This is a genomic window from Streptomyces sp. NPDC046759 (assembly GCF_040645475.1).
Lineage (GTDB): Bacteria > Actinomycetota > Actinomycetes > Streptomycetales > Streptomycetaceae > Streptomyces.
Window position 1 is genome coordinate 48,945 of the sequence record NZ_JBEYYJ010000005.1, and the last position, 20,217, is coordinate 69,161.

The following is a 20,217-nucleotide window of genomic DNA, read 5'->3' on the forward strand; positions in this document are numbered from 1 at the left end:
AGCCGTACGGCCGTGCCTACGACACGCCGAAACGGACCGCCAGCTCGTCGCGTTGCCGTCGTACGAACGCCGCGTCCACCACCGCTCCGTGACCGGGCACGTACGCCGCGTCCTCACCGCCCAACGCGAGCAGCCGGTCGAGCGCGTCCGGCCAGCGGGCCCGGACCGCGTCCGGACCCGCCTGGGGTTCGCCGGACTCCTCGACCAGGTCGCCGCAGAAGACCACCTCCGGATCCCCCGGCACCAGCACGGCCAGATCGTGCGCGGTGTGGCCGGGGCCCACGTTCGCCAGCAACGCCTGCCGGCCGCCTCCGAGGTCCAGCGTCCACTCGCCGGACACCAGATGCCGGGGCGGGGCGAGCGTGTCCACCGCCTCGTCGGCGTCGGCCACCGGCAACCCGTTTCTGACCGCGTCCAGGCGCAGCTCCTCCCGCTCGTACGCGAAGACCGCGTCCAGGCCCACCGCCCCGTACACCTCCGCGCCCGCCATCGCCGCCGCCCCGAAGACGTGGTCGAAATGGGGGTGGGTCAGCGCGAGATGGGTCACACGGCCGCCGGCCAGCCGCTCGGCCTGCGTGCGCAGCCGCCCGCCCTCCGCCAGGCTGGAGCCGGCGTCCACCATCAGTGCCGTACCCTCCCCGAGGACCAGTCCTGCCGTGCAGTCCCAGCCGGGCAGCCGGCACCGGCCGACCCCGGCGGTCAGCCGCTCCCAGCCGAGCTCTTCCCAAGTCACCGTCATACCGCGACGCTAGCCGCAGGAGCCGCTGCGACCGCACCGACCTTGCCCCGGGTGTACCCGACAGCCGTACACTGGGCCGGGGAATCCTGGCACTCACATGCGAAGAGTGCCAGGCGGACGAACCGCAGGACCGAGCGGAACCGAGGGGACGACGTGCTGGAGGTGCGCGCGAATGCTGAGTGAACGCAGGCTTCAGGTACTGCGCGCCATCGTTCAGGACTACGTCGGCACCGAGGAACCCGTCGGGTCGAAGGCTCTGACCGAGCGGCACAGTCTCGGCGTGTCCCCGGCGACGGTCCGCAACGACATGGCGGCCCTGGAGGACGAGGGGTTCATCGCGCAGCCGCACACCAGCGCGGGGCGCATCCCCACCGACAAGGGCTACCGGCTCTTCGTGGACAAGCTGGCGGGCGTCAAGCCGATGACGGCGCCCGAGCGGCGGGCCATCCAGAACTTCCTGGAGGGCGCCGTCGACCTCGACGACGTCGTGGCGCGGACGGTGCGGCTGCTCGCGCAGCTGACCCGGCAGGTCGCCGTCGTGCAGTATCCGTCCCTGACCCGGTCCACCGTCCGGCACGTGGAACTGCTCTCGCTCGCCCCCGCGCGCGTGATGCTCGTGCTGATCACGGACACCGGCCGGGTCGAGCAGCGGATGGTCGACTGCCCGGCGCCGTTCGGCGAGGCCTCGCTGGCGGATCTGCGGGCCCGGCTGAACAGCCGGGTCGCGGGCCGCCGGTTCGCCGATGTGCCGAAGCTGGTCGAGGACCTGCCGGAGGCCTTCGACCTCGAGGACCGCGGTACGGTCTCCACGGTGCTCTCCACCCTGCTGGAGACACTGGTCGAGGAGAACGAGGAGCGGCTGATGATCGGCGGCACCGCCAATCTCACCCGCTTCGGACATGACTTTCCCCTCACGATCCGGCCCGTCCTGGAAGCCCTCGAGGAGCAGGTCGTGCTCCTCAAGCTCCTCGGCGAGGCGAAGGATCCGGGCGTGACGGTGCGCATCGGGCACGAGAACGCCCACGAGGGACTCAACTCCACCTCCGTGGTGTCGGTCGGCTACGGTTCGGGCGGCGAGGCAGTTGCCAAGCTCGGCGTGGTCGGACCGACCCGCATGGACTACCCGGGAACGATGGGAGCGGTACGCGCAGTGGCACGGTACGTCGGACAGATCCTGGCGGAGTCGTAAGTGGCCACGGACTACTACGCCGTTCTCGGCGTGCGCCGCGACGCGTCGCAGGATGAGATCAAGAAGGCGTTCCGTCGGCTCGCTCGCGAGCTGCACCCGGACGTCAACCCGGATCCGAAGACCCAGGAGCGGTTCAAGGAGATCAACGCCGCTTACGAGGTGCTGTCGGACCCGCAGAAGAAGCAGGTCTACGACCTCGGCGGCGACCCGCTCTCGCAGAGCGGCGGCGCCGGTGCGGGCGGCTTCGGGGCCGGTGGCTTCGGCAACTTCTCCGACATCATGGACGCGTTCTTCGGCACGGCGTCGCAGCGCGGCCCGCGCTCGCGCACCCGGCGCGGCCAGGACGCGATGATCCGCATCGAGGTCGAGCTGGACGAGGCGGCCTTCGGGACCACCAAGGACATCCAGGTCGACACCGCGGTCGTGTGCAACACCTGCAACGGTGAGGGCGCGGCGCCCGGCACCACCGCCCAGACGTGTGACATGTGCCGGGGCCGCGGTGAGGTATCCCAGGTCACCCGGTCCTTCCTGGGCCAGGTCATGACCTCGCGGCCGTGTCCGCAGTGCCAGGGCTTCGGGACCGTCGTGCCGACGCCCTGCCCGGAGTGCGCCGGTGACGGCCGCGTCCGCTCCCGCCGCACGCTGACGGTGAAGATCCCGGCCGGCGTCGACAACGGCACCCGCATCCAGCTCGCCGGCGAGGGCGAGGTCGGCCCCGGCGGCGGTCCGGCCGGCGACCTGTACGTCGAGATCCACGAGCTGCCGCACCCCACCTTCCAGCGGCGCGGTGACGACCTGCACTGCACGGTGACCATTCCGATGACGGCGGCGTCGCTCGGCACCAAGGTGCCGCTGGAGACCCTGGACGGCATGGAGGAGGTCGACATCCGGCCCGGCACCCAGTCCGGCCAGTCGATCCCGCTGCACAACCGGGGCGTCACGCATCTGCGCGGCGGCGGCCGGGGCGACCTGATCGTCCACGTCGAGGTGCAGACCCCGACCAAGCTCGACCCCGAGCAGGAACGCCTGCTGCGCGAGCTGGCCAAGCTGCGCGGCGAGGAGCGCCCGCAGGGCCAGTTCCAGCCGGGGCAGCAGGGGCTGTTCTCGCGGCTGAAGGACGCGTTCAACGGGCGCTGAGCATCACCCGGTGCAGGGGGCGCCGCCCCTTGCACCGGGCCCTTATGCCATCGGGTTATGCCATCGCACGCCCCGATTCGGCCATGTTCACAGGACGTGACAACATGCGGTCATGTCCTCCCCGCTGACCGATCTGTTCCCCCACCCGATCGTGCAGGCCCCCATGGCGGGCGGTGTCTCCGTCCCGCAGCTCGTCGCCGCCGTCTCCGAGGCCGGTGGCCTCGGGTTCCTCGCCGCCGGCTACAAGACCGCCGACGGCATGTACCAGGAGATCAAGCAGCTGCGGGGGCTCACGAGCCGTCCGTTCGGTGTGAACGTGTTCATGCCGCAGCCGGAGTACCCCGGTGCGGGCACCGGCTCCACCGCAGCGGCTGCCGCCGCGCCCCCCGATGCGGGCTCCGTCGAGGTCTACGCCCACCAGCTGGCCGGCGAGGCCGCCTGGTACGAGACCGAGCTGGGCGACCCGGACAGCGGCCGGGACGACGGCTACGACGCCAAGCTCGCCGTGCTCCTCGACAACCCGGTGCCGGTGGTCTCCTTCCACTTCGGTGTGCCGAGCCGGGAGGTGCTCGACGCCCTGCGCCGGGCCGGCACCTACACCCTGGTCACCGCCACCGGCCCCGAGGAGGCACGGGCGGTCGAGCGGGCGGGGGCGGACGCGGTGATCGCCCAGGGAGTGGAGGCCGGCGGGCATCAGGGCACCCATCGCGACCTCCCCGAGAACGACGGTGCCGGCATCGGGCTGCTGTCGCTGGTCGCACAGGTCCGCGAGGCCGTCGGCATCCCGGTCGTCGCCGCCGGGGGCATCATGCGGGGCAGCCAGATCGCCGCCGTCCTCGCGGCCGGGGCGAGCGCGGCCCAGCTCGGCACCGCCTTCCTCGCCACCCCGGAGTCCGGCGCCCAGGCCGTGCACAAGCAGGCGCTGACCAACCCCCTGTTCGCGCGCACCGAGTTGACCCGGGCCTTCACCGGCAGACCGGGCCGCAGCCTGGTCAACCGCTTCCTGCGCGAGCACGGCCCCTACGCCCCCGCCGCCTACCCGGAGGTCCACCACCTCACCTCGCCGCTGCGCAAGGCCGCCGCCAAGGCCGGGGACGCGCAGGGCATGGCGCTGTGGGCGGGCCAGGGCCACCGGATGGCCCGCGAACTGCCGGCCGGGCGGCTGGTGGAGGTGCTGGCCGAGGAACTGGACGCCGCTCGGGCAGCGTTGTCGGCCGAGGGAGGCCCGCGATGACCGCGCCGGTGTTCGTCGTCGACTCACTCGAGGGCGTGGGCCCGGGCTCACGCGTCGACGTCCAGGGCCCGGAAGGGCGGCACGCGGTCTCCGTACGGAGGCTGCAGCCCGGTGAGAACGTGGTGCTCACCGACGGCAGGGGCCGGGGCGCGGCCGGGGTCGTCGTCAGCGTGTCCGGCAAGGACCACCTGGTCGTCGAGCCGTTCGAGTTCCCGGTGGAGGCGGAGCCCAGCCCCCGGATCACCGTCGTCCAGGCCCTCCCGAAGGGCGACCGCGGCGAGCTGGCCGTGGAGACGATGACGGAGACCGGCGTGGACGCGATCGTGCCCTGGCAGGCCGCCCGGTGCATCACCCAGTGGAAGGGCGACCGGGGCCAGAAGGCGCTCGCCAAGTGGCGGGCCACCGCGCGCGAGGCCGGCAAGCAGTCCCGCCGGCTGCGCTTCCCCGACGTCGCGGACGCGGCGAGTACCAAGCAGGTCGCCGCACTTCTCGCCGGAGCCGACTTCGCCGCCGTGCTGCACTCCGACTTCGAGCATGTGCGTGAGTCGCTGGCGGCCGCCGAACTGCCCGGCGACGGCGAGATCGTGCTGGTCGTCGGCCCCGAGGGTGGCGTCGCCCGGGACGAGTTGGCGCTCTTCGAGGAGGCGGGGGCGAAGCCGTACGTGCTGGGTCCTACCGTGTTGCGTACGTCAACCGCCGGTACCGCCGCCGTGGCCCTGCTGCTGGGCCGCACCGGCCGCTGGTCCTGACATCTGGGGGGACACCGTGGAACTCGCCCAAGTCCGGCTCCTGGTCACCGACTTCGCCGCCTGCTACCGCTTCTACGCCGACGTGCTCGGCCTCAAGCCGCAGTCCGGGGCGAGCGAGGGGCCGTACGAGAAGTTCAGCCCGCACGCCGGCTCCGCCGGCATCGCGCTGCAGGACCGGGCGATGATGGCCCAGGTCCTGGGCGAGCTGGCAGACACCGCCACCGGTCACCGCTCCCTGGTCGTCCTGCGCGTCGACGACCTGGACGCCTACTGTGCGCAGATCACCTCCCGCGGCGCCACCCTGCTGCACGGCCCCGCCCCCATGACCGACCGCATGCGCGTGGCCCACCTCAAGGACCCGGAGGGCAACCTGGTGGAACTCCAGCAGTGGTTGCTGCTGCGCGGTTGACGGCGTCGCCGCGGCAGAGTGAGCCGCCCAACGGGTGAGTGACCGTATGCGGTCTTCCCCGGCGACCGTGGTGGTGGCAGTCTGCCCCGCATGGGGGTTTCGACACGGATGCGGTGGCGGCCGCGCGGGACGCGGGTCCTGGGCCTGGCGGGGCTGGTCCTCGTGGCCGGTACGGCGGCGGTGGCGTGCCGGCCCGACGATCTCAGCTCCGCCTCCGCCGCCTACACCACCGACGCCACCGCCACGGCGAGACTCGAGCGGCAGCACATCGACGTCAGTTGGCTCACCTGCACCGGGCAGTACGGCAACGCCGGCCGGGTGGCGGGCAGGACGCCCTCGCCGGGCCCGACCACCGTCGTCTCCGTCGACTGCCGGGGCGAGACCAAGGACGGCCGGAAGATCACCGTCACCGGCAGGGTGACCAGAGCCGTCGACGGCGCCTGTGTGCGCGGTGACCTGACGGCGAAGGTCGGCGGCAGACAGGTGTTCCACGTCTCCGGGCTCGGCGACTGCGACGCCACGCCCGGACCGACGTACCGGCCGCCCACCTATCGGCCGGGCGGTGGCAGGCCGACCGTGACGGTCACCATCACCCGGACCCTCTGGTGCAAGGGCGACCCCACCTGCTGGCCCGTCGAGGGAAAGTGACCGTCGGGACCGGGTGAGCCGGGCCAAGTGATCGGAAGGGGGAGCGGGGTGCGCCGGTCGCTGCGTACAGTGACGGAGTGACTCAGGGTGCTTCGACGGTGACCGCGACCTCCTCCGCCTATCTTCGATTCCCCCACGTACATGGCGATCTGGTGGCCTTCGTCGCCGAGGACGACGTATGGCTCGCGCCCCTCGACGGCGGCCGGGCCTGGCGGGTCAGCGCCGACAACGTGCCGGTGACCATGCCCCGGATATCGCCCGACGGACGCTTCCTCGCCTGGACCTCCACCCGCGACGGCGCGCCCGAGGTGCACGTCGCCCCGGCCGACGGCGGCCCCGCCGACCGGCTGACGTACTGGGGCAACCGCCGTACGGAGGTGCGCGGCTGGACGTCCGACGGGCGGGTGCTCGCGCTCGGTGCGCACGGCCGCCACAGCTTCCGGCACAGCTGGGCGCACGCCGTCCCGCTGGACGGCGGGCCCGCCGAGACCCTGCCGTACGGACCGGTCGGCGATGTGGCCCTCGGCCCGGCCACCGTGCTGCTGTCCGCGACGATGGGCCGCGAGGCCGCCCACTGGAAGCGCTACCGGGGCGGTACGGCGGGCAGGCTGTGGATCGACCGGGACGGCAGCGGGGAGTTCGTACGGCTGCACGAGGACGTCGACGGCAACATCGAGTGCCCGGTGTGGGCCGGGGACCGCATCGCCTTCCTCTCCGACCACGAGGGCACCGGGGCGCTGTACTCCTCCCTCGCCGACGGATCCGACCTGCGCCGCCACACCCCTTGCGACGGTTTCTACGCCCGCCACGCCTCCGGCGACGGCACCCGGGTCGTCTACGCCTCCGGCGGTGAGCTGTGGCTGCTGGACGACCTGGAGGGCGCCGAGCCGCGCCGGCTGGACGTACGGCTCGGCGGGCCACGGATCGATCTGCGCCCCCGCCCGGTGAACGCCGCCCGCTGGTTCGGCGAGGCGTCCCCCGACCACACCGCGCGCGGCAGCGCCGTCTGCGTGCGCGGCGGCATCCACTGGGTCACCCACCGCGCCGGACCCGCCCGCGCCCTCGCCGCCACGCCGGGCGTCCGCGCCCGGATGCCGCGCGCCTTCCGCGCCGAGGGCGAGGAGTGGGTGGTGTGGGTGACGGACGCGGAGGGCGACGACGCCCTGGAGTTCGCCCCGGCCACCGGCACCGTGCCCGGCGCGACCCCCCGCCGGCTCGCGGCCGGACAGCTCGGCCGGGTCCTGGAGCTGGCCGTGGCCCCCGACGGCGGCCGCGCCGCCGTCGCCGCGCACGACGGACGCCTGCTGCTGGTCGAGCGGGAGACCGGCGAGGTCCGCGAGGTCGACCGCAGCGACGACGGCGAGGTCTCCGGACTCGCCTTCTCGCCCGACTCCGCGTGGCTCGCCTGGGCCCACCCCGGCCCCCGCCCGCTCTCGCAACTGCGCATCGCCCACACCACCGACCTGTCGGTCACCGAGGCGACCCCGCTCCGCTTCCAGGACTACGCCCCGGCCTTCACCCTCGACGGCAAACACCTCGCCTTCCTCTCCAACCGCGCCTTCGACCCGGTCTACGACGAGCACGTCTTCGACCTCGCCTTCGTGGTCGGCGCCCGCCCGCACCTGATCACCCTGGCCGCCACCACGCCCTCGCCCTTCGGCCCGCAACGCCACGGCCGCCCCTCCGAGAGCACGGACAAGGACGAGACCCCGGACAGCGAGGGCACCCCCACCACCCGCATCGATCTCGAAGGCCTCGCCGACCGGATCGTCCCCTTCCCGGTGGAAGCCGGCCGCTACTCCGCCCTGCGCGCAGCCAAGGACGGCGTGCTCTGGCTGCGCCACCCCGTGCACGGCGTCCTCGGCGCCGCCCGCGCCCATCCCGAGGACCCCGACCCGCACACCGAGCTGGAGCGTTACGACCTCGCCCAGCGCCGCCTGGAGCACCTCGCCTCCGACGCCGATCACTACGAGGTCAGCGGCGACGGCAAACGGGTGCTGCTGTGGACCGACGGCCGGCTCCGGGTCGTGCCCAGCGACCGCCGTACCGGCAGCGACGACGACGGCGACACCAGCGTCACCGTCGACCTGGCCCGGATCCGGCAGACCCTCGACCCGGCCGCCGAGTGGCGGCAGATGTACGACGAGACCGGCCGCCTGATGCGCGACCACTTCTGGCGGCCCGATCTCGGCGGCGTCGACTGGCCCGGCGTCCTGGGCCGTTACCGTCCGCTGCTGTCCCGCCTCGCCACCCACAGCGACCTCGTCGACCTGCTGTGGGAGGTGCACGGCGAACTCGGCACCTCGCACGCCTATGTCATCCCCTCCGGCGGACGCCGCGGCGGCCCCCGGCACGGTCTGCTCGGGGCCGACATCTCCCGCCACCGGGACGGCAGTTGGCGCATCGACCGCATCCTGCCCGCGGAGACCTCCGACCCGGACGCCCGCTCCCCGCTCGCCGCGCCCGGCGTCGCCGTCCGCCCCGGAGACGCGATCATCGCCGTGGCCGGCCACACCGTCGACCCGGTCACCGGGCCCGGCCCCCTCCTCGTCGGCACGGCCGGCCACCCCGTCGAGCTGACCGTCTCCCCGGCGGGCGGCGGCGAACCCCGCCACACCGTCGTCATCCCCGTCGCCGACGAGGAACCCCTCCGCTACCACGCCTGGGTCGCGGACCGCCGCGCCCATGTGCACGCCGCCTCGGACGGCCGTCTCGGCTACCTCCACATCCCGGACATGCAGGCCCCCGGCTGGGCACAGATCCACCGGGACCTGCGCGTCGAGGTGGCCCGCGAGGGGCTCGTGGTCGACGTCCGCGAGAACCGCGGCGGCCACACCTCCCAGCTCGTCGTCGAGAAGCTGGCCCGCCGCATCATCGGCTGGGACCTCCCGCGCGGCATGCGCCCCACCAGCTACCCGCTGGACGCCCCGCGCGGCCCGGTCGTCGCCGTGGCCAACGAGTTCTCCGGTTCCGACGGCGACATCGTCAACGCGGCGATCAAGGCCCTCGGTATCGGCCCGGTCGTCGGCACCCGCACCTGGGGCGGCGTCATCGGCATCGACAGCCGCTACCACCTGGTCGACGGCACCCTGGTCACCCAGCCGAAGTACGCGATGTGGCTGGAGGGGGTGGGCTGGGACGTGGAGAACCACGGGGTGGACCCGGACGTGGAGGTCGTCCAGCGGCCGCAGGACTGGGCGGAGGGCAGGGACAGCCAGCTGGACGAGGCGGTGCGGCTGGCACTCGAGGCCCTGGAGACGGCCCCGGCCAAGACGCCTCCGGGGATGCCGACCTGAAGCCGGCCACGAACGACCCGCACCCCGACCGACTACGATGCCCACGGCATTGATCACAGGAGGCACACGCATGGCCGGAGAGCCGCAGGACGACTGCCTGTTCTGCAAGATCGTCGCGGGCGCGATCCCTGCGACGATCGTCCGTGAGACAGAGACGACCGTCGCCTTCCGGGACATAAACCCCCAGGCCCCGACCCACATCCTGGTGATCCCCAAGGCCCACTACGAGAACGCGGCGGCGCTCGGCGCGGGCGCACCGCAACTGGCCGCCGATGTCCTGGCCGAGACCCAGGCCGTCGCCGACGAGGAGAAGCTCGACAGCTACCGCGTCGTCTTCAACACCGGCAGCGGCGCCGGCCAGACCGTCTGGCACGCCCACGCCCACGTCCTCGGCGGTCGTGGCATGCAGTGGCCCCCCGGCTAAATCGCCGTGTCCGTACGTGAATTGGTGGTCCTCGGCACCGCCAGCCAGGTCCCGACCCGGCACCGCAACCACAACGGCTACCTGCTGAGGTGGGACGGCGAGGGCATCCTGTTCGACCCCGGCGAGGGCACGCAGCGGCAGATGGTGCGCGCCGGGGTCGCCGCCCACGACCTGAACCGGATCTGCGTCACGCACTTCCACGGCGACCACTCCCTCGGCCTCGCCGGTGTCGTCCAGCGGATCAACCTCGACCAGGTGCCGCACGAGGTCACCGCGCACTACCCGCGCTCCGGGCAGCGCTTCTTCGACCGCCTGAGGTATGCGACGGCGTACCGGGAGACGGTGGGCATCACCGAGGCACCCGTCGCCGCCGACGGCATCATCGCGGTGACCTCGTCGTACACCCTGGAGGCCCGCGGCCTGTCGCACCCGGTCGAGTCCTACGGCTACCGTCTGATCGAACCCGACGGCCGCCGCATGCTGCCCGGCCGGCTCGCCGCGCACGGGATCAAGGGCCCGGACGTCGGCCGGCTGCAGCGCGAGGGCAGGCTCGGGGACGTCAGGCTGGAGGACGTCAGCGAGGTGCGGCGCGGGCAGCGGTTCGCGTTCGTCATGGACACCAGGCTCTGCGACGGCGTGCACGCGCTCGCCGAGGACTGCGACCTGCTCGTGATCGAGTCCACCTTCCTGGACGAGGACGCCGAACTGGCCGTGGAACACGGCCACCTGACCGCCGGGCAGGCCGCCGCCGTCGCCCGGGACGCGGGCGTACGGCACCTCGTTCTCACCCACTTCAGCCAGCGCTACCCCGAACCGGAGGAGTTCGAGCGGCAGGCACGGGCGGCCGGCTTCGAGGGCGAGCTGACCGTGGCGCACGATCTGCAGCGGGTGGCGGTTCCGAAACGGCACCAGAAGATCCGTACCATGCTCTGATGCCCCTCCCGAAAGCAGAACTGCACCTCCACATCGAAGGCACCCTGGAGCCGGAGCTAGCGTTCGAGCTGGCCGCCCGCAACGGCGTCGAGCTGCCGTACCCGGACACGGACGCCCTCCGCAAGGCCTACCAGTTCGAGGACCTGCAGTCCTTCCTGGACCTGTACTACGAGCTGATGGCCGTCCTGCGCACCGAGCAGGACTTCGCCGACCTGGCGAACGCCTACCTGGCCCGGGCCGCCGCGCAGGGCGTCCGGCACGCGGAGATCTTCTTCGACCCGCAGGCCCACCTCGCGCGGGGCGTGCCCATGGGCACGGTCGTGGAGGGGCTGTGGCGGGCGCTGGGCAGCAGCGAGCACAACCACGGCATCTCCACCCGGCTGATCCTGTGCTTCCTGCGGGACGAGTCCGCCCAGTCGGCCCTCGAGACCCTCGAGGCGGCCCGGCCGTACCTGGACCGGATCACCGGGGTCGGCCTGGACTCCGCCGAGGTCGGGCACCCGCCGGTGAAGTTCCGGGAGGTGTTCGAGGCCGCCGCCGCGCTCGGGCTGCGCCGGGTCGCGCATGCCGGCGAGGAGGGGCCGCCGGCGTACATCACCGAGGCCCTGGACGTGCTCGGCGTCGAGCGCGTCGACCACGGGCTGCGCTGCGTGGAGGACCCGGCGCTGGTCGAGCGGCTGGTGCGGGAGCGGATCCCGCTCACCCTGTGCCCGCTGTCCAACGTCCGCCTGCGCACCGTCGACACGCTGGCCGACCACCCGCTGCCGGCGATGCTCGACGCCGGTCTGCTGTGCACGGTCAACTCCGACGACCCGGCGTACTTCGGCGGGTACGTGGGCGACAACTTCGCGGCCGTGCGGCAGACCCTGGGGCTGACCGAGGACCGGCTGCGCGAGCTGGCCCGCAACTCCTTCCTCGCCTCCTTCCTGGAGGACGACGAGGAGCGGCGGGCCCGCTACCTCGCCGAGGCCGACGCGTACGAGTTCGGCGACGCGGTGTCGTAGGCCGGCCGGGCGGGCACGGCGGGCGATTCCAGCGGCACTTCCACGACCGGCAGGGGGCGCCTGCCGGCCCGCAGCGCCACCGCCGTCATCGGCAGGGCGATCAGCAGCATCCCGGCGCCGAGCACCTTCCCCATCACCGGGAAGCCCGTCCCCGCCGCCAGCATGCTCCCCGTCAGCGGTCCCGCCGCCGTCCCCAGCGAGGACGCCGCACCGACCAGGACCGCCCAGCGGCCGCGCGGGTCGAGGGAGGCGGCGAGGCCGATGACGTACGACAGGACGACCGGGTAGACCAGGTTCCAGGAGATCTCGCCCGCGGCGAAGGCCGGCAGGTCGGTCGCCGACGCGCTGAGCGCGATGCAGCCCGCGATCAGGGCGGTGCCGGCGCCGATGGGCACGGCCCGGCCCAGCCGGGGGCCGAGCGCGCCCGCGCCGACGACTCCGACGAGTCCGGCGCCGAGCGCGATCGCGAACACCGCGCCGACGGTGACCTCGGTGAGGTGCGCCTGGTCGAGGCCGATTTGGCCGCTGACACCCCACAGGGCGTTCTGGGCGAGGGACCAGCAGGGCATGGCGGCGGCCAGCAGCAGCCCGGCCCGCAGGTGGGGGAGCCGGCGGCCGTGCGTGAGGGGTCTGCGGGCCGGAGCCGTACGTCCGGACAGGCGGTCGGTGAGCGGCCAGACGGCGAGGGCCGTGAGCGCGATGGCGGCCAGGGGCAGGCCGTGGCCGGGGCCGAGGTGGGGGATCGTCAGGTACAGGGCGCCGGCGAGGGCGGAGACCCCGAGCAGGCCGAGGGTGGTGGCCCGGTGCGGGTCCCGGTGTGCGGCGATGCCGCTCGCGGCGACCGCCGTGACCGTGCCGGATCCGAATCCCCCGACGACCGCGCCCACGACGACGGCCGGTACGAAGCCGGTGAGGGCGGCACCGCCGTAGCCGAGGACGGCGAGCGTGAGACCGGCGCGGGCGAGCGTACGGGGGCCGATCCGGTCGACCCGCGCGGCCAGCAGGAAGCCCGCCGTCGCCGAACTCAGCAGCAGGGCAGTGCCGACGGCCCCGGCCTGTGTGGCGGTGAGCGGCAGCCCGGAACCGAGCCGGCCGACGACGGTCGGCAGCAGGTAGGGCGCGAGGTACCCGGCCGTGAAAAGGGCGACGAGGGGCCAGGGCAGGGGGCGGGGGGCGGACACGGGCGTTCCCAGGGCAGGCGGAAGGAAGGGCTGGAGGGGGAGGGGCGACGACCGTCGACGGACAGGAACGCGCGAGGAAGTTGTATCAAGCACGCGGTTCCGGAAGAAGGACGGGGGGTGCGATCTGTGTCACTTTTCGGTTTGCCCACTGTGCGTCCGGGTAAGGATCGCTAGGCTGCGTTCTCATATGTGGACGGTATTCACAAGAGGAGATGATCAGGTGGGCGGCGACCCGAGTCCCGAGGGTGTGGCGCGGCGGCTGCGGGACGGGATGGCGCGCGGGGTGCTGTCCTTCCCGCTGACCGCGTTCCACGACGACGGCTCACTCGATCCGGACGGCTTCCGCGCCCATGTCGCCGCCCGGCTCGCCGCCGGACCCGGCGCCGTCTTCCCGGCCTGCGGCACCGGCGAGTTCTTCTCGCTGGACGAGGAGGAGTACCGGACGGTCGTCCGCATCACCGTCGAGGAGGCCGCGACGCAGGTTCCCCCGCGCGCGGGTGGTCCAGCGCGCGAGGGTGGTCCGGCGCGGGACGGCGTGCCGGTCGTGGCCGGGACCGGGTACGGCTGGGCGCAGGCCACCCGGTTCGCGCGCATCGCAGAGGAGGCCGGCGCCGACGCGCTGCTCGTGCTGCCGCACTATCTGGTCGACGCCCCCCAGGAGGGCCTGGCCGCCCAGCTGGAGCGGCTCGCCGAACGCACCCGGCTGCCGCTGATCGCCTACCAGCGCGGCCAAGTCGCCTACGGCGTCGAGACGTTGCGGCGCATCGCGCGCATCCCGAACGTCATCGGCCTCAAGGACGGCCACAGTGACCTCGACCGCCTCCAGCGCCTCACCCTCGCCGCCCCGGACGGCTTCCTCTTCTTCAACGGCGCCGCCACCGCCGAGATCCAGGCCCGCGCCTACGCCGCCGTCGGCGTCCCCGCCTACTCCTCCGCCGTGCACGCCTTCGCCCCCGAGATCGCCGGCGCCTTCTTCGCCGCGCTCCGGGACGGGCGGGAGGACACGGCCGACAAGCTGCTGCGGGAGTTCTACGTCCCGTTCGTCGAACTCCGCGACCGCGCGCCCGGGTACGCCGTGTCCCTGGTGAAGGCGGCGGCCCGGCTGCGGGGGCAGCGCGTCGGGCCCGTGCGCGCCCCGCTCGCCGACCCGGCGCCCGCCGACCTCGCCGAACTCAAGACGCTGCTCGCCGCCGGACTCGACCTCGTAGGAGCCTTGCTGTGACCCCCGACCCGACCATCGCCGAGGTGCGGCTGACCCCGATCCTGGTCGCCGACCCGCCGCTGCTCAACACCCAGGGCGTGCACCAGCCGTACACCCCGCGGCTGATCGTGGAGCTCGTCACCGCCGACGGGGTCACCGGGCTGGGCGAGACCTACGGCGACACCAAGTACCTCGAACTGGCCCGCCCGCTGGCCGAACACCTCACCGGACGCTCGGTCATGGACGTGAACGCCCTGTTCGCGATCGATCTCGGCGTCGACGCGTCGCGGGTGCGGGAAGAGGTCGACGCCGGCGGGCTGCGCGGCGTGCAGAGCGCCGACAAGCTGCGGCTGTCGGTGCTGTCCGCCTTCGAGGTCGCCTGCCTGGACGCCCAGGGCAAGGCGCTCGGGCTGCCGGTGCACGCGCTGCTCGGCGGCAGGCTCCGGGACGCCGTCGAGTACAGCGCCTACCTCTTCTACAAGTGGGCCGGCCACCCGGCAGGCGTCCCCGCCGAGCCGGACGACTGGGGCGCCGCGCTCGACCCGGCCGGGATCGTGGCACAGGCCCGGACGTTCAAGGAGCGGTACGGCTTCACGTCCTTCAAGCTCAAGGGCGGTGTCTTCCCGCCCGAGGAGGAGATCGCGGCCGTGCGGGCGCTCGCCGAGGCCTTCCCCGGGCACCCGCTGCGGCTCGACCCCAACGGCGCCTGGTCGGTCGAGACCTCGCTCAAGGTGGCGGAGGAACTCGGGGACGTCCTGGAGTACCTGGAGGACCCGACGCTGGGCACGCCCGCGATGGCCGAGGTGGCCGCCGGGACCGACGTGCCCCTTGCCACCAACATGTGCGTGACCACCTTCGGGGAGATCAAGGAGGCGTTCACGCGCGACGCCGTGCAGGTCGTGCTCTGCGACCACCACTACTGGGGCGGGCTGCGCAACACCCAGCAGCTCGCCGCGGTCTGCGCCGCGTTCGGGGTGGGGGTCTCGATGCACTCCAACACGCACCTGGGGATCAGCCTCGCCGCGATGACGCAGGTCGCGGCCACGGTTCCCGGGCTGCACCACGCGTGCGACTCCCACTACCCCTGGCAGTCCGAGGACGTCCTCACCGAGCGGCTCGCGTTCACCGGCGGACGGGTCGCCGTGTCGGACGCGCCCGGCCTCGGTGTCGGGCTCGACCGGGACGAACTGGCCCGGCTGCACCGGCGGTGGCTCGAGGACGACGGCTCGCTGCGCGACCGCGACGACGCGGCGGCGATGCGAGCGGGCGAACCGGGCTGGCGGCAACCGGTGGTGCCCCGCTGGTAACCCTGGCGCGGCGCGCGACGTGGTGCACACTGGCCAGATCCGCACCACGCCAGGGAGCGCACCGTGACCGCGTCGCACACGATCACCGGAGAGGAACCGGAACACCTCACCCAGGCCGCGCGCCGTCAGGCCCAGGTCGACCCGCTCGCCGCGCTGCGCGGGCCCGGCGACCCGCCCTGGGACGTCTATCTGACGGGCACGGTCTTCCTCGACATCATTTTCACCGGCCTGGACTCGGCGCCCGTGCGCGGCACCGAGTCCTGGGCCCGGGGCATGGGCTCCAGCCCCGGCGGCGTCGCCAACATGGCCACGGCCCTGGCCCGGCTCGGTCTGCGGACCTCCCTCGCGGCGGCATTCGGGGACGACCACTACGGCGAGTACTGCTGGGACGCGCTCGAACAGGGCGAGGGCATCGATCTGGCGGCGTCACGGACCGTGCCCGGCTGGCACTCGCCGGTGACGGTGTCCATGGCGTACGAGGGCGAGCGGACCATGGTGTCGCACGGGCACGAGCCGCCGCCGGACGCCGTGTTCCTGGACGAGGGGGCCGCCGGCCGGCCGTCCCGCGCCCGTGCGGCCGTGGCCTCGCTGACGCCCGGTGCGCGCGCGCCCTGGATCGCCCGGGCCGCGCGGGAGGGCACCCGTATCTTCGCCGACGTCGGCTGGGACGACACCGGGGCGTGGGATCTCGCCGGGCTCCCCGATCTGGAGCACTGCGAGGCGTTCCTGCCGAACGCGGAGGAGGCGAAGCGGTACACCGGGACCGACTGCCCGCGCGTGGCCGCGCACGCCCTGACCGAGTACGTGCCGGTGGCGGTGGTGACCCTGGGGCCGGAGGGGGCGTACGCGGTGGACCGGCGGACCGGTGAGGCGGCGGAGGTGCCGGCGATCGCCGTGGAGGCACTGGATCCGACGGGGGCCGGGGACGTGTTCGTCGCCGGGTTCGTGACGGGGTCCCTGGCGGGGTGGCCGCTGGCGGACCGGCTGGCGTTCGCCGGGCTCACCGCGGCCCTGTCGGTGCAGGAGTTCGGGGGATCGCTGTCGGCGCCGGGGTGGTCGGAGATCGGGGCGTGGTGGCGGCGGGTCCAGTCCGTGCCGGGGCAGTCGCCCGCGGCGCTGCGGCGGTACGAGTTCCTGGATCGGCTCGTCCCGGAGGAACTGGACCGGCCGTGGCCGTTGCGGCGGGCCGTGCCGACCATCGGGTTCCGTCGGTCCAGCTGACGTACCAGGGGGCTCCGCCGCCGGCCCCCGCCCCCGCCCCGCCCCCGTGCCCGCCCCCGCCTCCGAAAAGTCCTACGGCGTTGTCGGTGCCCCGTCGTACCCTGGAGACGCGAGGCCGCCCTCAGCTACGCGGCCGTGACGAGGAGGAAGCGCAGGCCTTCAGCGCCGGCCCATGACACAGACACCCACAGCTCACACCCCCGCGCAGGAGCAGGCGAGAGCGCAGTTCACCGTCCCCGCCCAGCACCCCATGGTGACCGTGCTGGGTTCCGGCGACTCCCTCCTGCGTGTGATCGAGAAGGCCTTCCCGGCGGCCGACATCCACGTCCGGGGCAATGAGATCAGCGCGGTCGGCGACCCGGCCGACGTCGCCCTGATCTCACGCGTGTTCGACGAGATGATGCTGGTGCTCCGCACCGGGCAACCGATGACGGAGGACGCAGTGGAACGCTCGATCGCCATGCTCAAGGCGAGTGAGAACGGGACGAGCGACGGCCCGGAGACCCCGGCACAGGTGCTGACGCAGAACATCCTGTCCTCGCGCGGGCGCACCATCCGCCCGAAGACCCTCAACCAGAAGCGGTACGTCGACGCGATCGACAAGCACACGATCGTCTTCGGCATAGGCCCCGCCGGTACCGGCAAGACCTACCTGGCCATGGCCAAGGCCGTACAGGCCCTGCAGTCCAAGCAGGTCAACCGGATCATCCTCACCCGCCCCGCCGTGGAGGCAGGCGAGCGGCTGGGTTTCCTGCCCGGCACGCTCTACGAGAAGATCGACCCCTACCTGCGGCCGCTGTACGACGCGCTGCACGACATGCTCGACCCCGACTCGATCCCCCGTCTGATGGCGGCCGGGACGATCGAGGTCGCGCCGCTCGCGTACATGCGTGGCCGCACGCTCAACGACGCCTTCATCATCCTGGACGAGGCCCAGAACACGAGCCCCGAGCAGATGAAGATGTTCCTGACCCGCCTCGGCTTCGACTCGAAGATCGTGATCACCGGTGACGTGACGCAGGTCGACCTGCCGAACGGCACGAAGAGCGGTCTGCGGCAGGTGCAGGAGATCCTGGAGGGCGTCGAGGACGTCCACTTCTCCCGGCTGTCGTCCCACGATGTCGTACGGCACAAGCTGGTGGGCCGTATCGTCGACGCGTACGAGCAGTACGACACCAAGCACGGCACCGAGAACGGCACCCACAAGGGCGGCCGGGGCAGGTCCGGGCACAAGGGGAAGTAGAGACACGGCACCACCATGTCGATCGACGTCAACAACGAGTCCGGCACCGAGGTCGACGAGCAGGCGATCCTCGACATCGCCCGCTACGCACTCGCGCGGATGCGCATCCACCCGCTCTCCGAGCTCTCGGTGATCGTCGTGGACGCCGACGCCATGGAGCAGCTGCACATCCAGTGGATGGACCTGCCCGGGCCGACCGATGTCATGTCGTTCCCGATGGACGAGCTGCGGCCGCCCACGAAGGACGACGACGAGCCCCCGCAGGGACTGCTCGGTGACATCGTGCTGTGCCCGGAGGTCGCCGCCAAGCAGGGGGCCGAGGCGCCCACGCAGCACTCCATGGACGAGGAGCTCCAGCTGCTCACCGTCCATGGGGTGCTGCACCTGCTCGGGTACGACCACGAGGAGCCCGACGAGAAGGCGGAGATGTTCGGGCTCCAGGCCGCCATCGTCGACGGATGGCGGGCCGAGCACGGGCTGACCGGGCCGTCCCCGGCGCCGACCGTCTCGTAAGCGGGCCGTATGTCTCCACAGATCGTGGTCGGCGCGATCGCGCTGGTCGTCGTCGCCTGGCTCGCCGCCTGCGCGGAGGCGGGCCTGGCCCGCATCTCCAGCTTCCGCGCCGAGGAGGCCGTCAAGTCCGGCCGGCGCGGCAGTGCCAGGCTCGCCCAGGTCGCCGCCGACCCCACCCGCTATCTGAACGTGGCCCTGCTGGTCCGCGTCGCCTGCGAGATGGCGGCCGCGGCCCTGGTGACGTACGCCTGCCTTCAGGAGTTCGCCGCCACCTGGCAGGCCCTGCTGGTCGCCATCGGGGTCATGGTGCTGGTGTCGTACGTCGCCGTCGGCGTCTCCCCGCGCACCATCGGCCGCCAGCACCCGCTGAACACGGCGACCGCGGCGGCGTACGTACTGCTGCCGCTGGCCCGGGTGATGGGCCCGATCCCGTCCCTGCTCATCCTCATCGGCAACGCGCTGACCCCCGGCAAGGGCTTCCGGCGCGGACCCTTCGCGTCCGAGGCCGAGCTGCGTGCGCTGGTCGACCTCGCCGAGAAGGAGTCGCTGATCGAGGACGAGGAGCGCCGCATGGTGCACTCGGTGTTCGAGCTGGGCGACACCCTGGTGCGCGAGGTGATGGTGCCGCGCACCGACCTGGTCACCATCGAGCGGTTCAAGACCATCCGCCAGGCCCTCACCCTCGCCCTGCGCTCGGGCTTCTCCCGGATCCCGGTGACCGGCGAGAGCGAGGACGACATCGTCGGGATCGTCTACCTGAAGGACCTGGTCCGCAAGACGCACATCAGCCGGGAGGCGGAGGGCGACCTGGTGTCGACCGCCATGCGGCCCGCCGTCTTCGTGCCGGACACCAAGAACGCCGGCGACCTGCTGCGCGAGATGCAGAAGGAACGCAACCACGTCGCCGTCGTCATCGACGAGTACGGCGGCACCGCCGGGATCGTCACCATCGAGGACATCCTGGAGGAGATCGTCGGCGAGATCACCGACGAGTACGACCGGGAACTCCCGCCCGTCGAGGACCTCGGCGACGACCGCTTCCGGGTCACCGCCCGCCTCGACATCACCGACCTCGGCGAGTTGTACGGCCTGGAAGAGTACGACGACGAGGACGTGGAGACCGTCGGCGGGCTGCTCGCGAAGGCCCTCGGCCGCGTGCCCATCGCGGGCGCGTCAGCGGAGGTGGAGCTGCCCGACGAGCGCCGGCTGAGACTGACCGCGGAGGCCGCGTCCGGACGCCGGAACAAGATCGTCACGGTCCTGGTGGAACCTGTCCCGGTGCCGGCCGCCGAGGAGGCGAGACCCGAGTGAGCCCCGAGGAGCTGCGCGCCCTCTGCCTGTCCTTCGACGCCGCCGAGGAGGACTTCCCGTTCGATCCGCAGACCTCGGTCTTCAAGGTGCTGGGCAAGATGTTCGCCCTGACGAACCTGGGCGCGCGGCCCCTGACGGTCAACCTCAAGTGCGATCCCGAGGACGCGGTCCGGCTGCGCGGGGAGCACGAGGGGCTGATCGTCCCCGGCTGGCACATGAACAAGCGGCACTGGAACACCGTGACCGTGGCCGGCGGGCTGCCGGACCGGCTGGTGAGAGAGCTGGTCGAGGACTCCTACGACCTCGTCGTCGCGGGGCTGCCGAGGGCGGAGCGGCTGCGGCTGGACCGGCCGTGAACCCGGCTGACGGGCTGACGGGCTGACTGTCCGGCAGGGGCGGCCGGTGGCGGCCCCTGCCGGTCCCGCGCTTCCTTCCCGCCGGGCAACGGCGCGCGCGGCCGTGTGGTGCACACGGCCGC

19 protein-coding genes are annotated in these 20,217 nt (G+C 72.9%); 17 read left to right on the top strand and 2 right to left on the bottom strand.

Annotated features, from left to right (window positions below; translation table 11 throughout):
- Positions 1 to 16: 16 nt before the first annotated feature.
- Entirely contained in the window at positions 17 to 739 is a 723-nt protein-coding gene (locus ABZ919_RS08540; protein WP_361244172.1) for an MBL fold metallo-hydrolase, read from the bottom strand.
- Between the two features lie 172 nt (positions 740 to 911).
- On the opposite strand from ABZ919_RS08540, the gene hrcA reads away from it, so the two are divergent.
- The 10 genes from hrcA (at position 912) to ABZ919_RS08590 (ending at position 11,762) form a co-directional block, all read left to right on the top strand.
- Positions 912 to 1,928, top strand: coding sequence for a heat-inducible transcriptional repressor HrcA (hrcA, locus tag ABZ919_RS08545; protein ID WP_361244174.1), 1,017 nt, complete (start codon positions 912 to 914; stop codon positions 1,926 to 1,928).
- Entirely contained in the window at positions 1,929 to 3,065 is a 1,137-nt protein-coding gene (gene dnaJ, locus ABZ919_RS08550) for a molecular chaperone DnaJ (protein WP_361244176.1), read from the top strand. It begins immediately after the preceding gene.
- 112 nt (positions 3,066 to 3,177) lie between these two features.
- Positions 3,178 to 4,299, top strand: a complete 1,122-nt coding sequence (locus tag ABZ919_RS08555) for a nitronate monooxygenase (RefSeq protein WP_361244178.1) — start codon at positions 3,178 to 3,180, stop codon at positions 4,297 to 4,299.
- A complete protein-coding gene (locus ABZ919_RS08560) occupies positions 4,296 to 5,048 on the top strand; it encodes a 16S rRNA (uracil(1498)-N(3))-methyltransferase (RefSeq protein ID WP_361244179.1) in 753 nt (250 codons plus the stop codon). The genes ABZ919_RS08555 and ABZ919_RS08560 overlap by 4 nt, the downstream gene beginning before the upstream one ends.
- Positions 5,049 to 5,064: 16 nt before the next feature.
- Positions 5,065 to 5,457, top strand: a complete 393-nt coding sequence (locus tag ABZ919_RS08565) for a VOC family protein (protein ID WP_361244181.1) — start codon at positions 5,065 to 5,067, stop codon at positions 5,455 to 5,457.
- 90 nt (positions 5,458 to 5,547) lie between these two features.
- The gene (locus ABZ919_RS08570) at positions 5,548 to 6,105 is read left to right on the top strand and encodes a hypothetical protein (protein ID WP_361244183.1); all 558 of its coding nucleotides are present in this window, start codon (positions 5,548 to 5,550) and stop codon (positions 6,103 to 6,105) included.
- Positions 6,106 to 6,182: 77 nt separating this feature from the next.
- Positions 6,183 to 9,401: a PDZ domain-containing protein gene (locus ABZ919_RS08575; protein ID WP_361244185.1), complete on the top strand. Its 3,219-nt coding sequence runs from the start codon at positions 6,183 to 6,185 to the stop codon at positions 9,399 to 9,401.
- Between the two features lie 70 nt (positions 9,402 to 9,471).
- Positions 9,472 to 9,825 carry a histidine triad nucleotide-binding protein gene (locus ABZ919_RS08580; protein WP_361244186.1) on the top strand — a complete coding sequence of 118 codons (354 nt, stop codon included), beginning with the start codon at positions 9,472 to 9,474 and terminating at the stop codon, positions 9,823 to 9,825.
- A 6-nt stretch (positions 9,826 to 9,831) separates the two neighbouring features.
- Complete coding sequence (locus ABZ919_RS08585; RefSeq protein ID WP_361244188.1) at positions 9,832 to 10,758, top strand: ribonuclease Z; 927 nt, start codon at positions 9,832 to 9,834, stop codon at positions 10,756 to 10,758.
- Positions 10,758 to 11,762, top strand: a complete 1,005-nt coding sequence (locus tag ABZ919_RS08590; RefSeq protein WP_361244190.1) for an adenosine deaminase — start codon at positions 10,758 to 10,760, stop codon at positions 11,760 to 11,762. Before ABZ919_RS08585 ends, ABZ919_RS08590 begins: the two co-directional genes overlap by 1 nt.
- On the opposite strand, the gene ABZ919_RS08595 is transcribed toward ABZ919_RS08590, so the two are convergent.
- Positions 11,714 to 12,943, bottom strand: coding sequence for an MFS transporter (locus ABZ919_RS08595; RefSeq protein ID WP_361244191.1), 1,230 nt, complete (start codon positions 12,941 to 12,943; stop codon positions 11,714 to 11,716). The two genes, ABZ919_RS08590 and ABZ919_RS08595, sit on opposite strands and share 49 nt — an antisense overlap.
- 271 nt (positions 12,944 to 13,214) lie before the next feature.
- Here ABZ919_RS08595 and ABZ919_RS08600 point away from each other — a divergent pair, with 271 nt between their 5' ends.
- From ABZ919_RS08600 to ABZ919_RS08630, 7 genes are all read left to right on the top strand, one after another.
- A complete protein-coding gene (locus ABZ919_RS08600; RefSeq protein WP_361244924.1) occupies positions 13,215 to 14,165 on the top strand; it encodes a 5-dehydro-4-deoxyglucarate dehydratase in 951 nt (316 codons plus the stop codon).
- Positions 14,162 to 15,451, top strand: a complete 1,290-nt coding sequence (locus ABZ919_RS08605; RefSeq protein WP_361244193.1) for a glucarate dehydratase family protein — start codon at positions 14,162 to 14,164, stop codon at positions 15,449 to 15,451. The genes ABZ919_RS08600 and ABZ919_RS08605 overlap by 4 nt, the downstream gene beginning before the upstream one ends.
- 81 nt (positions 15,452 to 15,532) lie before the next feature.
- Positions 15,533 to 16,672: a PfkB family carbohydrate kinase gene (locus tag ABZ919_RS08610; protein ID WP_361244927.1), complete on the top strand. Its 1,140-nt coding sequence runs from the start codon at positions 15,533 to 15,535 to the stop codon at positions 16,670 to 16,672.
- Between the two features lie 172 nt (positions 16,673 to 16,844).
- Complete coding sequence (locus ABZ919_RS08615; RefSeq protein ID WP_361244195.1) at positions 16,845 to 17,915, top strand: PhoH family protein; 1,071 nt, start codon at positions 16,845 to 16,847, stop codon at positions 17,913 to 17,915.
- Positions 17,916 to 17,930: 15 nt separating this feature from the next.
- Positions 17,931 to 18,428 (top strand): rRNA maturation RNase YbeY, encoded by a 498-nt coding sequence (ybeY, locus tag ABZ919_RS08620; RefSeq protein ID WP_361244197.1) that lies wholly within the window; start codon positions 17,931 to 17,933, stop codon positions 18,426 to 18,428.
- Between the two features lie 9 nt (positions 18,429 to 18,437).
- Complete coding sequence (locus tag ABZ919_RS08625; RefSeq protein WP_361244199.1) at positions 18,438 to 19,739, top strand: hemolysin family protein; 1,302 nt, start codon at positions 18,438 to 18,440, stop codon at positions 19,737 to 19,739.
- Entirely contained in the window at positions 19,736 to 20,095 is a 360-nt protein-coding gene (locus ABZ919_RS08630) for an MmcQ/YjbR family DNA-binding protein (protein WP_361244202.1), read from the top strand. Before ABZ919_RS08625 ends, ABZ919_RS08630 begins: the two co-directional genes overlap by 4 nt.
- Positions 20,096 to 20,217: the final 122 nt, after the last annotated feature.

Coding starts and splice junctions, on each gene's coding strand:
- ABZ919_RS08540 (WP_361244172.1), bottom strand. CDS start 739: ATGACGGTGACTTGGGAAGAGCTCGGCTGGGAGCGGCTGACCGCCGGG.
- ABZ919_RS08615 (WP_361244195.1), top strand. CDS start 16,845: ATGACACAGACACCCACAGCTCACACCCCCGCGCAGGAGCAGGCGAGA.
- ABZ919_RS08625 (WP_361244199.1), top strand. CDS start 18,438: ATGTCTCCACAGATCGTGGTCGGCGCGATCGCGCTGGTCGTCGTCGCC.
- ABZ919_RS08590 (WP_361244190.1), top strand. CDS start 10,758: ATGCCCCTCCCGAAAGCAGAACTGCACCTCCACATCGAAGGCACCCTG.
- hrcA (WP_361244174.1), top strand. CDS start 912: ATGCTGAGTGAACGCAGGCTTCAGGTACTGCGCGCCATCGTTCAGGAC.
- ABZ919_RS08600 (WP_361244924.1), top strand. CDS start 13,215: ATGGCGCGCGGGGTGCTGTCCTTCCCGCTGACCGCGTTCCACGACGAC.
- ABZ919_RS08555 (WP_361244178.1), top strand. CDS start 3,178: ATGTCCTCCCCGCTGACCGATCTGTTCCCCCACCCGATCGTGCAGGCC.
- ybeY (WP_361244197.1), top strand. CDS start 17,931: ATGTCGATCGACGTCAACAACGAGTCCGGCACCGAGGTCGACGAGCAG.
- ABZ919_RS08580 (WP_361244186.1), top strand. CDS start 9,472: ATGGCCGGAGAGCCGCAGGACGACTGCCTGTTCTGCAAGATCGTCGCG.
- ABZ919_RS08560 (WP_361244179.1), top strand. CDS start 4,296: ATGACCGCGCCGGTGTTCGTCGTCGACTCACTCGAGGGCGTGGGCCCG.
- ABZ919_RS08570 (WP_361244183.1), top strand. CDS start 5,548: ATGGGGGTTTCGACACGGATGCGGTGGCGGCCGCGCGGGACGCGGGTC.